13 protein-coding genes are annotated in these 13,212 nt (G+C 71.1%); 7 read left to right on the forward strand and 6 right to left on the reverse strand.

All coding sequences use genetic code 11. The features are described 5' to 3' along the window. Together PSH25_RS04650 and PSH25_RS04655 are read left to right on the forward strand one after the other, a co-directional pair. The coding region (locus tag PSH25_RS04650; protein ID WP_238657824.1) for an amino acid transporter at positions 1–1,814 on the forward strand (1,814 nt) is incomplete at its 5' end. 266 nt (positions 1,815–2,080) lie between these two features. After that, the gene (locus tag PSH25_RS04655; protein WP_238657825.1) at positions 2,081–3,442 is read left to right on the forward strand and encodes a right-handed parallel beta-helix repeat-containing protein; all 1,362 of its coding nucleotides are present in this window, start codon (positions 2,081–2,083) and stop codon (positions 3,440–3,442) included. A 202-nt stretch (positions 3,443–3,644) separates the two neighbouring features. On the opposite strand, the gene PSH25_RS04660 is transcribed toward PSH25_RS04655, so the two are convergent. Then, entirely contained in the window at positions 3,645–4,604 is a 960-nt protein-coding gene (locus PSH25_RS04660; RefSeq protein WP_238657826.1) for a TIGR03557 family F420-dependent LLM class oxidoreductase, read from the reverse strand. A 385-nt stretch (positions 4,605–4,989) separates the two neighbouring features. Here PSH25_RS04660 and PSH25_RS04665 point away from each other — a divergent pair, with 385 nt between their 5' ends. Continuing rightward, on the forward strand, positions 4,990–5,445 hold the full coding sequence (locus PSH25_RS04665; RefSeq protein WP_238657827.1) for a hypothetical protein: 456 nt from the start codon (positions 4,990–4,992) through the stop codon (positions 5,443–5,445). A 66-nt stretch (positions 5,446–5,511) separates the two neighbouring features. Here PSH25_RS04665 and PSH25_RS04670 read toward each other — a convergent pair whose 3' ends face one another. After that, positions 5,512–5,718, reverse strand: coding sequence for a hypothetical protein (locus tag PSH25_RS04670; RefSeq protein WP_007460667.1), 207 nt, complete (start codon positions 5,716–5,718; stop codon positions 5,512–5,514). A 251-nt stretch (positions 5,719–5,969) separates the two neighbouring features. On the opposite strand from PSH25_RS04670, the gene PSH25_RS04675 reads away from it, so the two are divergent. Together PSH25_RS04675 and PSH25_RS04680 are read left to right on the forward strand one after the other, a co-directional pair. After that, entirely contained in the window at positions 5,970–6,797 is an 828-nt protein-coding gene (locus PSH25_RS04675) for a hypothetical protein (protein ID WP_238657828.1), read from the forward strand. After that, on the forward strand, positions 6,794–7,549 hold the full coding sequence (locus tag PSH25_RS04680) for a maleate cis-trans isomerase family protein (RefSeq protein WP_238657829.1): 756 nt from the start codon (positions 6,794–6,796) through the stop codon (positions 7,547–7,549). The genes PSH25_RS04675 and PSH25_RS04680 overlap by 4 nt, the downstream gene beginning before the upstream one ends. 15 nt (positions 7,550–7,564) lie before the next feature. Here the strand turns inward: PSH25_RS04680 and PSH25_RS04685 are convergent, their stop codons facing one another. The 3 genes from PSH25_RS04685 to PSH25_RS04695 all read right to left on the reverse strand — a co-directional run bounded on the left by PSH25_RS04685 (position 7,565) and on the right by PSH25_RS04695 (position 10,132). After that, positions 7,565–8,773, reverse strand: a complete 1,209-nt coding sequence (locus PSH25_RS04685; RefSeq protein WP_238657830.1) for a low temperature requirement protein A — start codon at positions 8,771–8,773, stop codon at positions 7,565–7,567. Positions 8,774–8,901: 128 nt separating this feature from the next. Further along, on the reverse strand, positions 8,902–9,858 hold the full coding sequence (locus PSH25_RS04690; protein WP_238657831.1) for a 5'-3' exonuclease: 957 nt from the start codon (positions 9,856–9,858) through the stop codon (positions 8,902–8,904). 58 nt (positions 9,859–9,916) lie between these two features. Continuing rightward, positions 9,917–10,132, reverse strand: a complete 216-nt coding sequence (locus tag PSH25_RS04695; protein ID WP_238657832.1) for a hypothetical protein — start codon at positions 10,130–10,132, stop codon at positions 9,917–9,919. Positions 10,133–10,298: 166 nt separating this feature from the next. Here PSH25_RS04695 and PSH25_RS04700 point away from each other — a divergent pair, with 166 nt between their 5' ends. Continuing rightward, a complete protein-coding gene (locus PSH25_RS04700) occupies positions 10,299–11,186 on the forward strand; it encodes a winged helix-turn-helix transcriptional regulator (RefSeq protein WP_238657833.1) in 888 nt (295 codons plus the stop codon). Positions 11,187–11,247: 61 nt separating this feature from the next. Here the strand turns inward: PSH25_RS04700 and PSH25_RS04705 are convergent, their stop codons facing one another. Continuing rightward, positions 11,248–12,615 carry a glycosyl hydrolase family 18 protein gene (locus PSH25_RS04705; RefSeq protein ID WP_238657834.1) on the reverse strand — a complete coding sequence of 456 codons (1,368 nt, stop codon included), beginning with the start codon at positions 12,613–12,615 and terminating at the stop codon, positions 11,248–11,250. A 203-nt stretch (positions 12,616–12,818) separates the two neighbouring features. Between PSH25_RS04705 and PSH25_RS04710 the strand changes: the two genes are divergently transcribed. Continuing rightward, positions 12,819–13,212, forward strand: a 394-nt coding sequence (locus PSH25_RS04710) for an aminopeptidase P family N-terminal domain-containing protein (RefSeq protein ID WP_238657835.1), incomplete at its 3' end; no start/stop codon positions are given.

A 13,212-nucleotide genomic window follows, 5' to 3' on the forward strand; every position in this document is an offset into this window, starting at 1 on the left:
CCGGGGTGGACTACTTCTCCACGCTGTCGTACCTGCCGGGCATCGCGGTGGTGGCGGCCGGTGCGCTCTCCCCGCTGGCGACCCTGTTGATCGTCGTGCTCACCCTGTTCGGCATGCTGCCGATGTACCGGCGGGTGGCCCATGAGAGCCCGCACGGTCAGGGTTCGGTGGCGATGTTGGAGCGGTTGCTGCCGTTCTGGCGGGGCAAGATCTTCGTCCTCGTGCTGCTCGGCTTCGTGGCCACCTCCTGGATCATCACGATCACCCTCTCCTCGGCCGACGCCACCGTGCACCTGTTGGAGAACCCGTACCTGCCGGACGCCCTGCACGGGTCCCTGGTGCCGGTCGTGGTGACGGTGGTGCTGCTGCTCATCCTCGGCGGGGTGTTCCTGCTCGGGTTCCGCGAGGCGGTGGTGGTGGCCATCCCGCTGGTCGCGGTCTTCCTGGTGCTCAACGCGGTGATCGTCGTGGTCGCAGTGGCCCGGATCGTCGAGGACCCGGGCATCGTGTCGAACTGGACGGCCGCGGTGACCTCGACCGGCGGCGGGCCGGGCCACGTGCTGCTCACCGCCGTGTTGGCGTTCCCGCTGCTGGTGCTGGGGTTGTCCGGGTTCGAGACGGGGGTCAGCATGATGCCCCTGGTCGCGGCCGACGGCCCGGACAAGCAGGCCCGGCTCGCCGCCCGGATCCGCAACACGCGGCGGCTGCTCACCACCGCCGCGCTGATCATGTCGGTGTACCTGATCTCGACGACCTTCGTGACCACGGCGCTCATTCCGGAGGAGGAGTTCCGGCCGGGCGGCGGGGCCAACGGGCGGGCGCTGGCGTTCCTGGCGCACACCTACCTGGGTGAGGTGTTCGGCAGCGTCTACGACGTGAGCAGTGTGCTCATCCTCTGGTTCGCCGGCGCCTCGGCGATGGCCGGGTTGATCAACATCGTGCCGCGCTACCTGCCGTCGTACGGCATGGCACCGGAGTGGGCACGGGCGGTACGCCCCGTGGTGATCGTCTACACCGTGGTCAGCGTCGCCATCACGATCGCCTTCCGCGCCGACGTCAACGCCCAGGCCGGGGCGTACGCCACCGGGATCCTGGCGATGATGGTCTCCGGGGCGGTGGCGGTGACGATCTCCGCGGCCCGTCACCACCGGCGTGGCTCGGCGATCGGCTTCACCGTGCTGACCCTGGTGCTGCTGTACGCGCTGCTGGAGAACGTCATCGAACAGCCGGACGGGATCACCATCTCCGCCCTGTTCATCCTCGGCATCATCGTGGTCTCGTTGGTCTCCCGGGTCACCCGGACCACCGAGCTGCGCGCCGAGCGGATCGAGTTCGACGAGGCGGCCCGTCGGTTCATCACCGAGTCGCTGGCGCACGACGGGCAGCTGCACCTGATCGCGAACAAGCGGCAGAAGGGGTCGGTGAAGGAGTACACGCTCAAGGAGCGGGCGCAGCGCGGCATGAATCCGGTGCCCGGGGCCGCGGACGTGTTGTTCCTCGAGATCGAGGTGGTCGATCCGTCGGAGTTCAGTCAGGTGCTGCGGGTGCACGGGATCGAGGTGGGCGGCTTCCGGGTGCTGCGGGCCAACAGCCCGGCCGCGCCCAACGCGATCGCCGCGATCCTGCTGGCCCTGCGGGACGCCACCGGGGTCCGGCCGCACGCGCACTTCGAGTGGTCGGAGGGGAGCCCGATCGCCCACCTGGCGCGCTACCTCATCCTCGGTCGGGGGGACACCCCGCCGGTGGTGCGGGAGATCATCCGCCGGACCGAGCGGGACCCGCTGCGTCGGCCCGGCATCCACGTCGGCGGGTGAGCCCGGCACCCGACGTGGCCGCCATGGGGCCGGGCCGGCCCCCGACACCGGAGCGGCCCCGATCCGGTGTTTCGTGGGCATTCGACCCTGCTGTACCGGGTTGGAGACGGCTGGGGTGCCCAAGCGGAATCGCAAGGTTATTCACGTTCGCCTGCCTTGTCACATTTGACCGTCGTATCGTCATTTCGGTGGCGCTAGGGACGTTAGCCACCCCGCGCCTGTTTCGACGCGGCCGTGTTCAGATGCACGAGGGGCAGGGAAGTTCTATGTTCACGTACCGAGCGAGTTGGCGCCCAGCGCGGCCCAGGCGGCGGTCCCGGTGGTTCTTAACCGGTGGTCTGGTGGCTGGCGGCATGGTGGTCGCGACGACGGGTCTGACCGGCGTGGCGGCTGCGGCATCCGACCGGGTGACGGTGCCCTGCGACTCCGACCGCCTCATCGCGGCGCTCGTCCGTGCCAACGCCGAGGGTGGCGGCGAGCTTCGCCTCGCGCGCAAGTGCACCTACACCCTCACCGAGGCCTTCCAGCAACCCGACGATTACGACGGCGGCATCCGGGACGCCCGCGAGGCTGCCGACACCGCCGAGAACCCCGGGGACGCCGAGACGCCCCCGCGCGATCCGAAGGACGACAAGGCGGGCCTGCCCGTCATCTACCACGCCATCACCATCCGCGGGGAGGGCGCCACCATCAGGCGCGCCCCGGACGCCGACGAGTTCCGGTTCTTCACCGTCCGCGACGGTGGTGAGCTGGACCTGAGTGACGTCGTCCTCAAGAACGGCCGGTCGGCAGCCGAGGGGGGCAGCATCCACGTGGTCCATGGCGCCGCCGCCACCGTGCGGCGCACGACGATCATTGGAAGCACCTCCCGCTCCGCCGAGGGTGGCGGTGGCGGGATCTTCAACGACGGCAACATGGTGATCAGCGACAGCACCTTCGTCGGCAACCGGGCCATCGGCAAGGAGGGCAAGGGCGGGGGCCTGCTCAACGGTGGCGTGCTCACCCTGGACAAGTCGAAGTTCTTCGAGAACACCGCCGCCAGCTACGGCGGTGGGCTCGGCAACTACCGGGGGGCGGCCGAGGTCCACCGGAGCACGTTCGCCGACAACAAGGCGGCGCAGGGCGGGGGCTTCGCCAGCTTCTCAGCGCGCAGCAAGGTTTCGGACGTCCGGGTGATCGGCAACACCGCCGAGGTCGGCGGGGGCATCGCCAACTCGGACGCGGTGCTCTACCTGCGGGGCATGACGATCCGCGACAACACCGCCACGGTCAAGGGCGGCGGCATCGCCACCTTCCAGGGCCTGCTTCCGCTTGACGAGAGCACCGTCACGCACAACACGTCCGAAGGCGACGGTGGTGGGATCTACTCCGAGAAGTCCAACCTGCTGGTGCGCCGCAGCGACGTCAGCCGCAACGACGCCGACAAGAAGGCGGGCGGCCTCTTCGTCACCATGGGCCAGATTTCGCTGTTCAAGAGCCGAGTGGCCGACAATGTCTCCGACGTGCGACCGGGCGGCCTCTTCGTGGACAAGGCCCAAGCCAAGGTCGATGACGAGACCGAGATCAGCGGCAACGAGCCCAGCAACTGCCTGGGCAGCACGGCGCCGGTTCCCAACTGTTTCCGCTGACCATCAGTGGGGTGGCCCGCCGGGGTGGCGGGCACCGGTCCGGAACGCACCCGACCCGCAGGAGCGATCGACCGATCGCCGGTGGGCCGGGTGCGCCGGCTGTACCCCTGGGTGTAGCTGACGGCCATGCGGGTGATGGCCTGGCGGTGAATGCTCCAAACCAGCCTCATGGCCTGCCCGTCGGCGAGCGGATGGTGCGCCCTCAGCCCACCGCGCGCACCCGGTCGGCGAGGTCGCCGGCGAAGAAGTCGAGGAAGCCGTCCGGGTCGGGGCCGGCGTTCTGCAGGACGATGTGGTCGAAGCCGGCCTCGACGTACGACCGGACCTTGGCGACGTGCGGCTCCGGGTCCGGGCCGATGGCGAAGAGTTGCCGGATGTGCTTCTCCTCGACGTACGCGCTGGCCGCGTCGAAGTTGACCGGGTTCGGCAGCTCGCTCATCACCTTCCAGCCGGTGACCATCCACCGGCTCGTCTGCAACACCGCCTGCACCGCCTGTTGCTCGTCGGTGGCCCAGGCCAGTGGCACCTCGGCGTAGCGCGGGCCCGAACCCTGGGCGCGGCGGTAGTGCTCGACGATCGACGCGTCCGGCTCGGTGGCGAACAGGCCGTCGCCCAGCTCGGCGGCGAGCCGCGCCGACGCCTCACCGCTGGCCGCCACCGCGATCACGGGAAGGGTGTCCGGCAGGTCGAAGACCCGGGCGTCCTCCAGTTGCAGGTGCCGGCCCTCGTACGACTGGTAGCCGCCCTGCCAGAGTAGCCGGATGATCTCCAGCGCCTCGCGTAGTCGCTCGTGTCGGCCCCGCACGCTGGGGAAGCCCTGCCCGACCACGTGTTCGTTGAGCCGCTCGCCGGCGCCCACCCCGAGGGTGAACCGGCCGTCGGAGATCAGCGCCAAGGTCGCCGCGGCCTGCGCGATGATCGCCGGGTGGTAGCGGACGGTCGGGCAGGTGACACCGGTGGCCAGGCGCAGGGTGCTGGTCTTCGCCGCGATGGCGCCGAGCACACTCCAGGTGAAGGACGAGTGCCCCTGTGCGTCCAGCCACGGGTGGAAGTGGTCGCTCATCTCGACGAAGTCGAAGCCGGCCCGCTCGGCCAGGACGGCCTGTCGGATGATCTCCTGCGGGCCGTACCCCTCGGAGGCCAACTTGTAGCCGATCTGCATGCCACGCTCCCGACCTCGTCCGCCGACTGACGCCCGACCGGTTCCCGGCTCCGGCACCGACAAACGCCGCGACCGCCCGCAAACCAGCCTCCTAGGACGCCGTAGGGGGTGTGGCGGTGTCCACGCCCAGCCGCCTCGAACAGGTCCGAACACACCACTGACCAGGCCGACAACCCGGGTGTCCGTTCGGAACAGGGTTCAGCCCTTCCCGGGCCCAGCGTCGGGCCACGACACTTCGTGGCATCCGGAACGTCCAGACGACGGCCGGGCGGAGGCCCCGGACCGGCGTCCACCTCGCGCTGGCCGACGAATGGCGGGACCCGACGGATATCGATCAGTGCCGGCGCCCGGACAGGTCGCGGCAGAGCCGACAGGGAGTTGACCGATGACCAACAGACTGTTCCGCCGTGCCGCCGCCGTGGTCGTGGCAGCCGTGCTCGGCGGAGGCGTAGCCCTCGCCGCCGCGTCACCGGCGCAGGCGGCGACCACCTGCAAGCACGGCGAGAACACCGTCGCCAGCCCGACCGGTGGAGCGGGAGCCACCGCGGCGGCAGGCATCTGCATCGACAGCACCGGCCACGCCTGGATCGACTGGTACGACTACAACTACGTCAAGGACCGGAAGGCCGACGGGTACGCCGCCCGCGCGTACGTCTACTGGTCGACGCGGTACACCGGTGCGATCGCCGTGGACGACACCTCCACCTCCCAGGGCGCCTCGTTGAGTTGGGAGTCGAGCGGCGGCACCCAGTACCGCTGGACGGAGGTCTGGGTCTGCCTGGGCTTCGCCCACCCCGACGACGGCAGCGGTCGTTGCGCCCTGGTCGTCTACCACACCTGATCAGCCCTACCGAAGCGCACCGGCCCGTGCCCCTGACGCAGGGGCACGGGCCGGCGCGCGTCTGTCCTACTTGGAGGGCTCGGGCAGCTTGCAGTCGACCTTCGGGTTGGCGCCGATGTAGTTCAACGGCCCGGCCACGATCGTGACCAGGATGGTGCCGGCCTCGGCGCAGTTGGTGTCGTCGCCGCTGTAATAACCGCGCTGGCCACCGGCGATGGCGCCGATCACCAACCAGATCACGACGATGACTCCGAGAATCGAGGTGCCGCGCATCGCTGCCTCCTGGGGTATGTGGTGGATCTGAGGTGCAGGCGTTGTACCCAATCGGGTCGCGCGGCTAACGGTTGCGCGCCGCGACCCCTGCGGGATCCTCCGTCCGGCCGATGCCGTCCGCCGTTGCGTACGCCGGGGCATCCGCCGCCCGCACGGCGTAGTGCCGGTCGGCTATCGGATCGGCGACCGACCTCGCCGTCACACGGGTGAGTGGACGTAGAACTGCCTCACGGCCCCGCCGAGGAGGACTCATGGACGCCCCGACACCGCCCCTCTACATCGACCGCCCCGAAGACGTCGCGGTCGCGGCCCGCGCGCTGGCTGGCGGCGCGATCGTCGCGGCGGCGTTCGCCAACTTCTACGTCATCGTCACGCGTCCCGACGCGGCCACCGTACGCCGGGTCAACCTGGCCAAGGGGCGACCGGTCCACCAGGTCGGCAGCATCACCACCGCGATCGGCCGGATCCCGGGGATGTTCGACTGGACGCGGATCTCGCCGCGCCTGCCGGTCGGTCGGGTGCGAGCGCTGATGGACGCCCTCTACGGGGCCGGGCCGTTCGGCTTCCGTGGGCCGGCGGCCGACCGGCTCCCCGACCACCTCACCCAGGTCGACCAGGGGATGCGCACCACCCAGGTGATCGCGCCGGGCCTGACCTGTCCGTCCAATGCCCTCTTCGAGCGGGCGCTCGCCGACACCGGAACCGATCACCTCTACATCACCTCGGCGAACCGGTCCCGGCATCTGACCGGCGCGGCGGAGGAACCGGCGCACTGGAAGGCGGGAGCCCTCGCCGCCGACTTCGCCCACCTCGACGATCTGGTGGTGCTCGCGCACCGGGACGAGGCGGCGGCCCGGGCCGCGTACCCGGGCTACCTCACCACCTCGGTCACCCTGCTCTCGTTCCACGCACCGGAGGGTGACCTCGAAGAACCGCCGGTGCTCACCGTGGACCGGCACGGATCGCTGCACCTGGACGACGTCCGCCGCGCCGCCGCGCCGCTCGGCCTGCAGGTGCGCCTGGCCGGCAGCGCCCGGCAACGGTTGCAGGTCCGGGGGTACGCCGGGGCGCTGGTGTGAGCGGCTACCGCATCGGCCTGGTCGTGCCCAGTTCCAACACCACCATGGAAACCGAGATCCCGGCGATGCTGCGTCGACGCGAGACCGTCGACCCGACGGTCCGCTTCACCACCCACGCCAGCCGGGTACGGCTGCGCGAGGTGACCCCCGACGAGTTGGCCAGGATGAACCGCTCCGCCCTGCGGTGTGCCGCCGAGTTGGCCGACGCCCGCTGCGACGTGCTCGCGTACGCCTGCCTGGTGGCGGTGATGTGCGAGGGCGCCGGCGCGCACGAGCGGGCCGAGCGGCGGTTGGGCCGCGCGGCCGGTCGCGCCGGGCATGACATGCCGGTGGTGACCAGTGCCGGGGCGTTGGTCGCCGGGCTGCGGGCGCTGGGTGCCCGCCGGGTGGCCCTGATCGCGCCGTACCTGCCGCCGTTGACCGCGACCGTCGTGACCTACCTCGCCGCGTACGGCGTGCAGGTGACCGACGCGGTGAGCCTCGGCGAGCCGGACAACGTGGCGGTGGGGCGTATCCCCGCGACGCGCCTGGTCGAGCTGGCCGATCGGCTGGACGTGACCGACGTGGACGCGGTGGTCCTCTCCGCCTGTGTGCAGCTGCCGTCGTTGGCGGCGGTGCCGCAGGTGGAGGCCCGCCTCGGGCGTCCGGTGCTCACCGCGGCGACCGCGACGGTGCATCAACTGCTCACCGGTCTGGGTGTCGAGCCGTACGTGCCGGACGCCGGCCGGCTGTTGGCCGGGACGGCCCCCTGACCCGCCGGCGCCGGTTCAGTGCGGTGGGCGGGGGACCTCCGGCGGCTTGCCGTAGCTGCGCCGAAAGTCCGCGTACGCCACGCCGGCCAGTACCAGGAGGGCACCGAGGGAGGCGAGCACCGGCGGTAGGTACAGCGCGGCGGGCGCGATGGTGAGCAGTGCCAGCACCCCGCCGGGGCGGGACCATGACACCCGGCTGAACACCTCGTACTCGAAGGAGGCCCGTCCGGCCAGGAACAGTGCCGGGCCGCCGAGGATCACCGCCGCCCAGGCCGGTGGTGTCCGTCCGCTCGGTTCGTGCAGCACGAGGTCGAACCCGGAGGCCGTGGTCACGACCCCGGCGACCATCAGCAGATGGGTGTACGGCGCGGTGAACAGGAACTTGCCCGGCGACCCCGACCCCTTGATGGCCATCGGTAGCAGTTGACCGGACTTGTGCACGTAGATCCGCCAGAGCAGCAGCGTGGTCAGGAACGCCACCGCGAACGCGCCGATGTTCTCCGTTTCGCTGTGCTGCCCACTGAACATGGTGCCGATGGTCAGGATCGCGTCGCCGAGGGCGATGATGAAGAACTGCTGGTAACGCTCGGAAAGGTGCTCCGCCGTCACGTTGCGCTGGGGCTCCGGTACCACCCCGAGCCCGGGCACCGGGTACGCGAGCCGGAACCCGACGTAGTCGGTGGCGAGCGCGATGGCCCAGCACAGCAGCCGGGCGTCGTCGCTGACGAACGCGCCGATGATCCACGGGATCGCCGACACCGCGAACCAGACGAAGATGCGTGCCGCCCGACGCTGGGTCTGCGGCTCGCGGCGTACCGCCGGCATCAGGAACAGCCCGCGCCCCAGGTGGATCGCCACGTAGGTGCCGGCGAAGACGAGGCCACGGTCGTCGAACGCCTCCGGGATCGCCGTGGTCATCAGCAGCGCGCCGAACATCACGGCACTGATCAGCAGCTTGATCTCGGCGCGTTCCGGGTTGTACAGGTCGGTGACCAGCGTGGTGATCACCCACGTCCACCAGACGGCGGCCAGCATGATCAGTGCCTCGGCGGCTCGGTGCCAGTCGAGCTGCTGGACCATTCCCCGTGAGATGAGCGCCAGAGCGACCACGTAGACCAGGTCGAAGAAGAGTTCGAGGAGGGTGACCCGGCGCGGCCCCTCCGGGTCGCGCACCGGCGGACCGCTGGCCCGTGGTGATTCGGGCTCCGGCGCGGCGAGGTGCACGGGTTACTCCTGCAGAACCGCTCGACTCGACGGACCTGTCCGGTCCACCTCATCGGACGGTAACGAGCGGGCGAGCGCAGGATCGCGCGTTCGCCCGCTCGTCCCCCGACCGGGTCGCGTCGGGGTGGTTACCCCGCTTGCGGGGATGTCTGCGGAGTCTCCCCGCCGCGGGGAGCGGCGAGGGCGTCGACCAGGCGGCGGGCCGAGCCGGCCAGGTTCCATCGGTGGGCGAGCTCCAGCAGCCGGTCCGGGTCGGCCGGCGCGCTCGGCAGCGCGGTGGGCAGCTCCGGCAGGGGCACGTCCAGGGCGACCCGGACCACCGTCGGCGCGACGCCCAGGTAGTCGCGTGCCGCGGCCAGCTTGGCGCGCAGGCCCGGTGCGAAGGACGAGTCGGAGTCGTCGAGCGCGGCCAGGATGCCGGCGATGCTGCCGTAGCGCTCGATCAGCCGGGCGGCGGTCTTGTCGCCGACGCCGGCCACCCCGGGCAGCCCGTCACTCGGGTCGCCGCGCAGCGCGGCGAAGTCGGCGTACCGGTCGGCGGGCACGCCGTAGCGGGCCCGCACCGCGGCGTCGTCGCAGTCGTCGAGCTTGGCGACACCGCGCCCGACGTAGAGCAGCCGGACCGGTCGGGAGTCGTCGACGAGTTGGAACAGGTCCCGGTCGCCGGAGACCACCTCCACCGGGCCCGGCTGGGTCACCGAGAGGGTGCCGAGCACGTCGTCCGCCTCGTAGCCGGTCGCGCCGACCGCGGTGATGCCCACCGCGGTCAGCACCTCCAGGATCATCGGCACCTGCGGGGAGAGGGTGTCCGGAACGAGCTCGCCGCCCTGCGGGGCGACCCGGTGCGCCTTGTACGACGGCAGCAGGTCGACCCGCCACGCCGGGCGCCAGTCGTAGTCCAGTGCGCAGACCATCCGGTCGGCGCCCCGCACCCGGATCAGGGTGGCCAGCATGTCGAGGAAGCCGCGCACCGCGTTGACCGGGGTGCCGTCCTCGGCCTTGGCGACGGACTCCGGGATGCCGAAGTAGGCGCGGAAGTAGAGGCTGGCTGCGTCGATCAGCAGGATCGGGGGTCGGTGTGCCACGCCGGACAGCCTGGCACAACCGTCCGACGATCTGGCGTACGCCCGGCCGCCGGTGGTGTCAGCGGCGCTCGTCGGGTCGGTAGACGGTCTCCCGCCGGGCCAGGTGCTGCACGACGTAGCTGGTCACCAGCAGCAGGATCGCGACCACCACCTCGACCCAGGCGGCGACGCCGTCGGCGACGGTGACGCCGATGATCAGCAGGACCAGGCCGACGAGCGCGAGGACCCCGGCCCAGAGTTGGCGGCGACGGCGGGTCGCCTGGTTCGCTGCCACGTCGGTCCTCCCGGTCGGGGAGTCCGGGTGGCTCCCCGCTCCCAGGCTATGGCTCCCGGTGGCGTTCGATCAGGAGAACCGGCACGCGGACCGCTGCCGGCCGCCGATGCACAGCGTTCCAATCCGGAACGGACTATAGTCGGGGCGGAACCCTTGGAGGTAGCTGGTGCGGCGAGAGGATCTTGCCGATGCGGACTGCGGTATCGCGCAGGCGCTCGGCGTGCTGGGGGACTGGTGGACCTTCCTCATCGTCCGCGACGTCGCCGGCGGGACGACCCGCTTCGACGCGCTGCAACGCGAGTTGGGCGTCAGCCGGCGGGCGCTGACCGAACGCCTCGCCGCGCTGGTCGAGCACGGTGTGCTGGAGCGCCGGCCGTACTCACGACACCCACCCCGGTACGACTACCTGCTCACCGCGAGGGGCGAGGGGCTGTTGCCGGTGCTGATCGCGCTGCAGGACTGGGGGACGAGGCATCTCATGGGGGACGGTGACGTGACCGCGACGGCCGACGCCGGCTCGGCCGAGGCGCGCCGTGCGCACGACCTGGTCGGCCGGCGGTTGCCCGAGGTCGTCCTGCCCGCCGCCGACGGGCAGCCGGTGGCGGTGGCCGCGACGGACGCGTGGACGGTGCTCTACCTGTTCCCCGGGGCGTACGCGCCGGGGACGCACGGCTACCCGCCCGGCTGGGCGGAGATTCCCGGCGCCCGGGGGTGCACCCTGGAGTCGACCACCTACGCCAAGCGTCATCCGGACTTCCTGGCCGCGGGCGTCCGGGTGTACGGCATCAGCACCCAGCGGCCCGACCAGCTCGCCGACTTCGCCGCGTACGCCGACCTGCCGTTTCCGCTGCTGTCCGACGAGGACGGTCGGCTGGGGGCGGGGTTGCTGCTGCCGGTGTTCCGCGCGGGTGGGGTGACCCGGTTCAAGCGGCTGACGCTGCTGGTCGACCCGACGGCGGTGGTGCGGGCCGTGCAGTTCCCGGTCACCGACCCGGCCGCGTCGGTGCAGGAGATGCTCACCCTGGTCGGTGAGCACGCCGGGGCCCCCGGCTGACGCCTTCGCGTCGACCGGGGACCCGACGAGCCGGCTGGACCGGGGGCCTGTGGGCGCGGCGTCAGGCCGGGAGCGTCCACCGCTGGTTGGCGCCGGCGAAGCAGTCCCAGATCTGCAACCGCGTGCCGTCGGCGGAGCTGTTGTTGGTGGCGTCGAGGCACTTGTTCGACTGCGGGTTGCGCAGCGTGCCGTTGGACTGCGCCTGCCAGACCTGCGCGCCGCTGCCGTTGCAGTCCCACAGCTGGACCTTCGCGCCGTTGGCGGTGGAGCCGCTGGTGATGTCGGCGCACTTGCCGAGGGCGCGCAGCGTGCTGTCGCTGGCAACGGTCCAGGTCTGCGCGGTGGTGCCGTTGCAGCCCCAGAGCTGGATGGCGGTGCCGTTGGCGGTGCTCGCCGAGGCCACGTCGACGCACTTGCCGCCGATCCCGGTGATCTGGCCGGTTCTACCGGTCGGCGGCGGGGTGGTGCCGCCCATGATGGTGTCGTACATGGCACTGAGCAGTGAGGTCGAGCCGCTGGTGTCCTGCGACAGCTCCCAGTTCATCACGCCCCCGGCGTTGGCCAGCGCCCACTGCGTCTTGCGCTTGACCGTCGGAATGCCGTTCCAGCACTGCTGGCTGCCGCCGATGGTGGCGCAGTCCCGGTTGGCGTTCGCCGGGTCCAGTCCGACCAGGTACGAGTAGTTGTAGTAGACGGGGCGGCTGTAGAACGGGATGCCGAGGACGGCCTTGCTGGCCGGCAGGCCCCGGGCCTTCCACAGGTTGATGCTGTTGATCGACCAGTCGTAGTTGGCGTGCGGGCTGCCGCCGTCGTACGCCATGATGTTGAGCCAGTCGACCTGGTTGAACACGGCCGTCTGGACGCCCTCGACGCTGCCGCCCTCGGAGACCACGGCGGCGGTGAGCAGCTTGCCGCGACTGTGCAGGGCGCTGCTGAGCTGCGTCATGAGCGCCGTGTAGTTGCTGGCCGAGGCGCCCGGGTCGGGGTACTCCCAGTCCATGTCGACGCCGTCGAGGTTGTACTGGTTGACGAAGTTGACCAGGTTGTTGACGAAGTTGGTGCGGCTGGTGGCGTTGGCGGCGAGCGCCTCGAAGGCCGAGTCGTTGCCGTCGTTCCAGCCCCCGACGGCGATGGAGACCTTGACGTTGTTGGCGTGCCCCTGCGAGACCAGCGAGGAGAGCCGAGCGCCGTCCACCCCCTGCAGGGTGCCGTTGCTGTTGGGCAGGATGAAGGCGTAGTTGATGTGGGTGAGCTTGTTGTACTGGATGGTGTTGATGTTGCCGGCCCAGGAGGGCATGTAGCCGACGCTCTTGAAGTTGTTCGGCAGCACCACGGCCTGCGCGGCGGTGGGAATGACGGTGAGGGTGGCGCCGGCCGTAGCCAGCGCGAGTAGGCCGGCGGCGAGGGCGCGGCGCAGTGGTGAGGACATCGGGGGCCTTCCCGTGGGCGGGGGACGACACCCGCCCGCGCAGGGTTGTCGCGGGCGGGGGGTGCGGGGACGCAGGGACGGGTGGGGCCTCGAGGCAGCCAAATCTTAAAGAGTGTTAACTGTCGGAGTCAATCAACATCGATGGATTTCCGGTCAGCCGGTGTCAATAGGGGGTTTGCCCAAACGACCGTTAAGCTGACGGGGTGGGAATCGACGAGCTGTACCCGCCGGATCGGCTGATCGCCGCGCAGCGCGCCACTGCCGCCGCCGGCCTGGACGCCCTGCTGCTCACCCCCGGCTCGGACCTGCGGTACCTGACCGGGTACGACGCCCACGCGGGGGAGCGGCTGACCTGCCTGGTGCTGCCCGCCGAGGGCGAGCCGACCCTCGTCGTGCCCCGCCTGGAACGCCCGGCCGCCGAGGCGTCCCCAGCGCCGGCGACCGGCGTACGTATCGTCGACCACGGCGACGGCACCGACCCGTACCCCCTGGTCGTCGCCGCCCTCGACGGCCCGGTCGCGGCGGTCGGGCTCGCCGACCGGATGTGGGCCGAGCAGGTCCTCGGCCTGCGCGCGGCGCTGCCCGACGCCGCGCAAC

The sequence above is a fragment of the Micromonospora foliorum genome, assembly GCF_022229015.1.
Taxonomy (GTDB): Bacteria; Actinomycetota; Actinomycetes; order Mycobacteriales; family Micromonosporaceae; genus Micromonospora; species Micromonospora foliorum.